The following is a 6,668-nucleotide window of genomic DNA, read 5'->3' on the forward strand; positions in this document are numbered from 1 at the left end:
AATTAATTATCAATGAAGAAAAAAAAATTGTTTAATTTAATTTCAAAAACTTATTTAGAAGAATATGATGCTGAAGGGTCTTATTTTAAACACGAGAGTGGATTGGAAATATTTGAGCTAAAAAATAATACATTCAAAGAAAATGCATTTGGAATAGCATTTAAAACTATTCCTTTCAATAATACAGGTGTTGCTCATATTCTTGAACACGCAATTTTTTGTGGCTCAAACAAATATAAAATAAAAGATCCCTTTCTATATTTAATGAAAGGTAGTCTAAATACATTTCTAAATGCAATGACATTTCCAGATAAAACTCTATATCCAGCAGCATCCACAATACAAAAAGATTACTTTAATTTGTTTAAAATATATTCTGATGCCATTTTTAACCCCTTACTGAAAAAAGAAGCTTTTATGCAAGAGGGTTATAACATAAATCCAAATAACTTTAAGCCATCTGGCATTGTGTTAAATGAAATGAAAGGTAATTATTCAAGCAAAAACTCTTTAATTAACGAAATCTCCACCAATTCTCTTTTCTCTAAAGGTCCTTACCAATACGATTCTGGAGGAAACCCTATTAACATTATTGATCTTACATATGAAGAATTTATTGAATTTTATAAAAAATACTATACATTAGAAAATTGCAAAATATTTTTATTTGGCAATATTGATACCAATAAAAATCTTAATTTCATTGAAAAATATATAATTAGGCCTTGCACAAATAAAAAATCAAATGATGTCAATTATAACATAGACAAAGCCACAAGATGGAACCAACACAAAACACTCAGTTTTGATATTCCTAAAGAAACTGAAAATACATTGGGAGTATATGTAATAAATTGGTTATGTAGTGATATTGAAAATATTAAAGAAAATATTGGTCTTGAAATCTTATCAGAAATTCTTCTAGATAGTTCTTGCCAATTTACTATAAATATGCTAAAAAGCGAAATCGGAGATGTAATAGCTGATGTTAGCGGAATTAACACAGACATAAAAGAATGCATATTTTCATTTGGTTTACAAAACGTACTTCCAGGAAAAATAGAAGAATTTAAAGACAAAATTTTCCAAGAACTTCAAAACCTTGTAAAGGTAAAAATTCCACAAGAATTAATACAAGGTATTTTATTTGGTTATGAATTTTCATTAAAAGAAGAAAAAGGACAAGGTTGGCCTATTAGTTTAATGATTAAAAGTTTTAAAGGCTGGATACACGGCCTACATCCAACTGAAACTCTAAAAATTAATTATCAGCTAAATGAAATCAAAAACAAATTAGAGAGAGGAGAACCCTATTTTGAAAATTTAATAGAAAAATATCTACTAAACAATAATCACTATACTCTAATCCACTTCAACCCGTCGGATAACATACTTAAAGAAATGGAAGAAGAAATAGAAAAAAAACTGATGGATAGAGAAATTGATATTAAAAAAAATCCAGAGAAATTTTCAAAATTTACTAAAGATTACAATAAATTCAAAAAATATCAAAACAAGAAAGATCTTAAATCTGATATTGCTAAAATTCCTATATTAAAAATAGAAGACCTACCAAAAGAAGTTGATAAAAGCTTAATTTTAAATTATGTTCCCGAACTTAACGCACATACATTTGAGTTAAAGAAGAATAATAATATATTTAATGTATATCTATTTTTTAAATTAGATTTTTTACAAAAAGAAGATTTTTTATATCTCTCGTTGCTTAAAAGAGCTATTCAAGATTTGTCTACCAAAAATTACTCATATATCACTTTAAATAATAAAATCCAAAATACTCTGGGACAACTAAATATATACGAAAGCTATGAAGAAGATATTCACGGAAACATGATCAATTTGTTTAATATAAATTTCAAATCATTTAACAATAAAATTCAAGAATCATTCACATTAATAAAAGAAATTTTAATCAATATAGATTTTCACGACTACAATAGATTAAAAGAAATAGTCTTAAGTCTCAAAAACGACTTTAAATCAATACTCATTCCACAAGGACACATCTTAGCAACAACAAGATCAGAATCAAAATTAAGTCAAAGTAAATACCTGCAAGAACTTCAATTTGGTATTACGGGAAGACAATATTGGCACAAAATAAAAACCGACATAGAATCTTTAAAAGAAATTGCACATAATTTAGAAAACCTTAGAAATAAGATTATTCTTAAAAATAATCTATCATCCTTGCTTATAGGTAATACTAAAGACGTTATTAAAAAATTAGAAACAGAATTATTTATACTAAAAGAAGATCTAAATGAAAAAATTTACAGCAACAATTTAATTACAATACAGCCATCAAGTAATGTCTTAAAAGAAATAATGATCATTCCATCAAAGATATCTTTTAATGCCATGAGCTTTGCAAGCTATAGAATAACAGATAAAGACTATCCAACAATAAATTTCTTAACACATATATTAAAAAGCGGAATATTATGGGAAAAAATAAGGGTTGCTGGTGGAGCATATGGTGCATTTGCATCTATTACAAACGGGATATTTTCTTTTGCATCATATAGAGATCCAAATTTTATCACAACATATCAAGCTTTTGAAGCATCATTAGAAGAGTTAGCTAATAATGAAATTAAATGTGACGAAATCCATACATATTTAATAGGAGTAATTGGACTTAATACAAATGTAAAAACAAAATCCACAGAAATATTACAAAGCTATAAAAGAAAAATGCTAAATATTAGTGATCATCTAAGACAAAATATAAGAAATAATTATTTTAAAATAACAAATACAGATATAAAAAACATCTCTGAAAAAGTACTATACCAACTAAAAGAAAAAAACAGCATCACATCTCTTGTTAGCAATACAATCTATGAGAATGATAAAACAAACTTGACGTTGCGACCAACGGACTAAGTTAGATTTAAAGGCAACAAAAGCACAAGAAAAAGAACAAAAAATAAAAAAACAATTAGAATTAAACTTATTTAAATACACAAATAAACATTGATAACAAAAAAATAACTAAGAACCATCCACAAATTTTTGCTGACCTGTATAAAAAGGATGTGATTTACTTGAAATCTCAACAGTAATTAATGGATATTCTTTATTATCACTATACTTAATTACTTCTTTTGACGTTAAAGTTGATCTTGTTAAAAACATGGCACCATTAGCACCGTCTTTAAAAACTACTAAATTACTAACAGGATGTATATCTTTTTTCATAAAGCCTCTCTTAATTTAATCAAAGTTTAGTCTAAATTATTAACAAAGTCAATTTTATTAATCTCCATTACTCATGGTTTTTAAAAAAATTTCATTGTTTTTACTCTTTTTCATCTTTTCAACTAAAGCTTCAACTCCTTCATAATCATCAACACCACTTAAAATTTTCCTAATAAGCAAAATTTTAGAACGTTCTTCTTCACTTAAAAGTAATTCTTCTTTTCTTGTCCCCGATTTCTTAATATTAATAGCAGGAAAAAGTCTTCTATCTGCCAAACTTCTATCAAGAATTAGCTCCATATTACCAGTACTCTTGAATTCTTCAAATATAACTTCATCCATCTTACTCCCAGTATCAACTAAAGCTGTAGCTATAATAGTAAGACTACCTCCTTCCTCAATATTTCTAGCAGAACCAAAAAATCTTTTTGGTTTATGTAAAGCATTAGAATCAACACCCCCTGAGAGTATCTTACCAGAAGTTGGCATAGTTTGATTATAAGCTCTAGCAAGCCTTGTAATTGAATCTAAAAGAATCACAACATCTTTTTTATTCTCAACTAATCTTTTTGCCTTTTCAATGACCATCTCTGCAACTTGTACATGCCTACTAGCCTGTTCATCAAAATTAGATGCTATTACTTCACCCTTAACACCACGAATCATATCAGTCACCTCTTCAGGTCTCTCATCAATAAGTAAAATCATTAAAACAATGTCTGGATAATTAGTAGTAATTGCATTAGCTATTTTTTGAAGTAAAGTAGTCTTACCAGCTTTTGGAGGCGACACTATTAAAGCTCTTTGACCCTTTCCAATAGGTGCAAACAAATTAATAAGTCTAGTTGAAATATTACAATTTTCATATTCAAGATCTAATTTTGAACTAGGATATAAAGGTGTTAAATTATCAAAAGGTATTCTATTTTGTGCAAATGTAGGATCTTGATCATTAATACTTTTAATCTTAATCATTGCAAAAAATCTCTCACCTTCTCTTGGAGATCTAATTTGTCCATATAAAATATCACCCGTTCTTAAATTAAAAAGCCTAATCTGAGACGGAGAAACATAAACATCATTACCTCCAGACAGATAAGAATTAGATGCTGTACGCAAAAAACCATAACCATCACTTAAAACATCAAGAACACCGGTAAATAAAACATTAATATTATGCTCCGTTAATATTTTAACAAGTAAAAATATCAACTCTGTCTTTTTCATTGTTACCGCAATAGTATGATTAGTCCCAAGTCCTTCAACAACTTTTCTAATTTCAGTAATTGGCTTATCATAAAGAGTATCAATAACTATAGAATCCTTACCACCTAAAAAATTAATAATATTGCTTTGTTCAAGAGTCTTAATACTACTCTCCAAATCTGGATCTGATATATCATAATCAAAATCAGAAGAAAGCTCATTAGATTCTCTTAATTTAGCAATATTAGAATTCCTAGAAGCACTAGAAACAGATTCTTTTTTAGTAACAACTTTAACTACTTTTTTCTTATTATTATCTTCAATTTTTAATTCTTTAGAAGAATTCAAACGCTTCATTTCATCCTCTAAATCAAATTCCTCACATTTTCTATCCATAATCTCCTCTATGAGATAAATTTTTAAGAAGGGTATTTCTATTTAAAATAATAATTAATCATTAAATGATAAAACATAACATTAATTCACTGCAAAGTATCTTTTAATTGTGAAACTGTAAAAGAAAACAAATCTATGCTTTCATTAGATTTAATCATTTCACATTTACCATCAAAAACTATATCATCATTAATAAATATCTTTTTTGTCTTAACATCACCATATATTTTACAACCACTATTTAAATAAACCTTATTGCTAGCATTAACATTGCCCTTTAAAATTCCCTCAATTATCAATGTATCGCAAATTACTACATCAGTAATAACCTTACTATTTTTACCTATAAAAAGTATTCCTTTTTCTGAAAAAATCTCACCCTCAAAAGAAGAATCAAGATATAAAGCACCCTCAAACTTTAACTTTCCTCTAAAAATTAAACTTGAATCAAGCTTACAATCCCATTTGTAAGAATCCTTAACATTAACAGGCATTAACTATCCTTTAATGCTCCAAACCCGTTCTTTTAAATCTTTTCCTGGACGAAAATAAGCAACATGATGATCATCAACATTCACATATTCACCTGTTTGAGGATTACGAGCATTTTGGCGACCCTTCCTCTTTCTAAGCTCAAATGTACCAAATGATCTAAACTCTATAACATTATTAACACAAAGACTGTTTTTAAGTTCTTCAAAAAAAGCATCAACTACAAGCCTTATATACTTCTTTTCCAACTTTTCATTATTATTTTTAATGTTTAAAAATATTTGATCAACAATATCTGATTTAGTAACTTTGGATCTCTTTGAACAAGACATAAGCTAGTTCCTTACTGTAATAACAAAATACTCAAATTTGACTTTTTACGTGCGGCTTTATTTATATGTATTATTCGCTTTCTAGCAGCAGTATCTAATTTTTTTGAAACAAATTTAAAAAACTCCAAAGCTTCATCTTTTTTCCCGTCTTTTATAAGTTTTATACAACGCTTTTCTAGTGTCTTAAGTTCACTCTTAACACTTACATTTCTCAAATTTCGCTTCAAATTTTGTCGAGCTCGCTTTAATGCTGATGGATTATTGCCCAAATTAAACTCCTTAATGCAGCAAACATGATAATAAATAATATACCAACTAATTATGATATAGTCAATCATACACTAAGAACACTTATTGCAATACTTATCAATATAAGCAAATACTTTTTTCATTGAATAAGACATTCCCTTATCATTAATATAAACTTTTTTAAAAATACTCTTATAAGGATAAACAAAAGATAAATATCCATCACCAGTTAACTCAGAATTATAAACAAATATCTTATTAAAAAACTCATAATAATATTCTTTTCCAGAAAAAAGCTTTCTCTCATAAACAGAATTTTGCCTAAATTCATAAAAAATCACTAAATTTTTAAGCACCAAAATATCTCTTATTAAAACCTTAATTCCTAAAATCAAAACAAGAGAAAACACTATTATACTACCAAATGAAATATAATAAACAAAAACATTAATTAAAACACGAAATAAATACATCAAAATATAAGTACCTGAAACATGATATCTTATTGGCAATTCTTGTATCTTTGTAATAAATAAATCACTTCTTATAAGTTTGAGTTTTTTAAAAAAACTACTCAAATACTCTTTTCTTAAAAAACACATTTTTATTTTTGTACCATTATTTAAACCTAAAATTAACATATTATCTAACAATCTTTTTTCAATCCATATGATATCATGAAAATCAAAATTAACTTTAAAACAAAATTTTTTATAAAAAATTTTGTTTCCTTTAAAGTAAATTTCATAAAAATATCTATATAAAAAC

The 6,668-nt window shown here is 26.7% G+C and carries 7 protein-coding genes; 1 reads left to right on the forward strand and 6 read right to left on the reverse strand.

Translation table 11 applies throughout. The features are described from left to right. Positions 1–12: 12 nt before the first annotated feature. Complete coding sequence (locus BN1173_RS01160) at positions 13–2,910, forward strand: insulinase family protein (protein WP_040236056.1); 2,898 nt, start codon at positions 13–15, stop codon at positions 2,908–2,910. A 108-nt stretch (positions 2,911–3,018) separates the two neighbouring features. On the opposite strand, the gene BN1173_RS01165 is transcribed toward BN1173_RS01160, so the two are convergent. The 6 genes from BN1173_RS01165 to BN1173_RS01190 form a co-directional block, all read right to left on the reverse strand. Then, positions 3,019–3,225, reverse strand: coding sequence for a type B 50S ribosomal protein L31 (locus tag BN1173_RS01165; RefSeq protein ID WP_040236061.1), 207 nt, complete (start codon positions 3,223–3,225; stop codon positions 3,019–3,021). A gap of 57 nt (positions 3,226–3,282) precedes the next feature. Next, positions 3,283–4,827, reverse strand: a complete 1,545-nt coding sequence (rho, locus tag BN1173_RS01170; protein ID WP_014696111.1) for a transcription termination factor Rho — start codon at positions 4,825–4,827, stop codon at positions 3,283–3,285. 86 nt (positions 4,828–4,913) lie between these two features. Beyond that, on the reverse strand, positions 4,914–5,321 hold the full coding sequence (locus tag BN1173_RS01175; protein ID WP_014696112.1) for a bactofilin family protein: 408 nt from the start codon (positions 5,319–5,321) through the stop codon (positions 4,914–4,916). Positions 5,322–5,324: 3 nt separating this feature from the next. Next, on the reverse strand, positions 5,325–5,651 hold the full coding sequence (locus BN1173_RS01180; RefSeq protein ID WP_012537997.1) for an HU family DNA-binding protein: 327 nt from the start codon (positions 5,649–5,651) through the stop codon (positions 5,325–5,327). Positions 5,652–5,662: 11 nt separating this feature from the next. Further along, positions 5,663–5,920: a 30S ribosomal protein S20 gene (gene rpsT / locus BN1173_RS01185; RefSeq protein ID WP_025400605.1), complete on the reverse strand. Its 258-nt coding sequence runs from the start codon at positions 5,918–5,920 to the stop codon at positions 5,663–5,665. A 72-nt stretch (positions 5,921–5,992) separates the two neighbouring features. After that, the coding region (locus tag BN1173_RS01190; RefSeq protein ID WP_040236059.1) for a hypothetical protein at positions 5,993–6,668 on the reverse strand (676 nt) is incomplete at its 5' end.

The organism is Borrelia crocidurae (genome assembly GCF_000825665.2).
Lineage (GTDB): Bacteria > Spirochaetota > Spirochaetia > Borreliales > Borreliaceae > Borrelia > Borrelia duttonii.

Excerpts from the sequence above, each read along its gene's own strand:
- BN1173_RS01160 (WP_040236056.1), top strand. The coding sequence starts at position 13 with ATGAAGAAAAAAAAATTGTTTAATTTAATTTCAAAAACTTATTTAGAA.
- BN1173_RS01165 (WP_040236061.1), bottom strand. The coding sequence starts at position 3,225 with ATGAAAAAAGATATACATCCTGTTAGTAATTTAGTAGTTTTTAAAGAC.
- rho (WP_014696111.1), bottom strand. The coding sequence starts at position 4,827 with ATGGATAGAAAATGTGAGGAATTTGATTTAGAGGATGAAATGAAGCGT.
- BN1173_RS01175 (WP_014696112.1), bottom strand. The coding sequence starts at position 5,321 with ATGCCTGTTAATGTTAAGGATTCTTACAAATGGGATTGTAAGCTTGAT.
- BN1173_RS01180 (WP_012537997.1), bottom strand. The coding sequence starts at position 5,651 with ATGTCTTGTTCAAAGAGATCCAAAGTTACTAAATCAGATATTGTTGAT.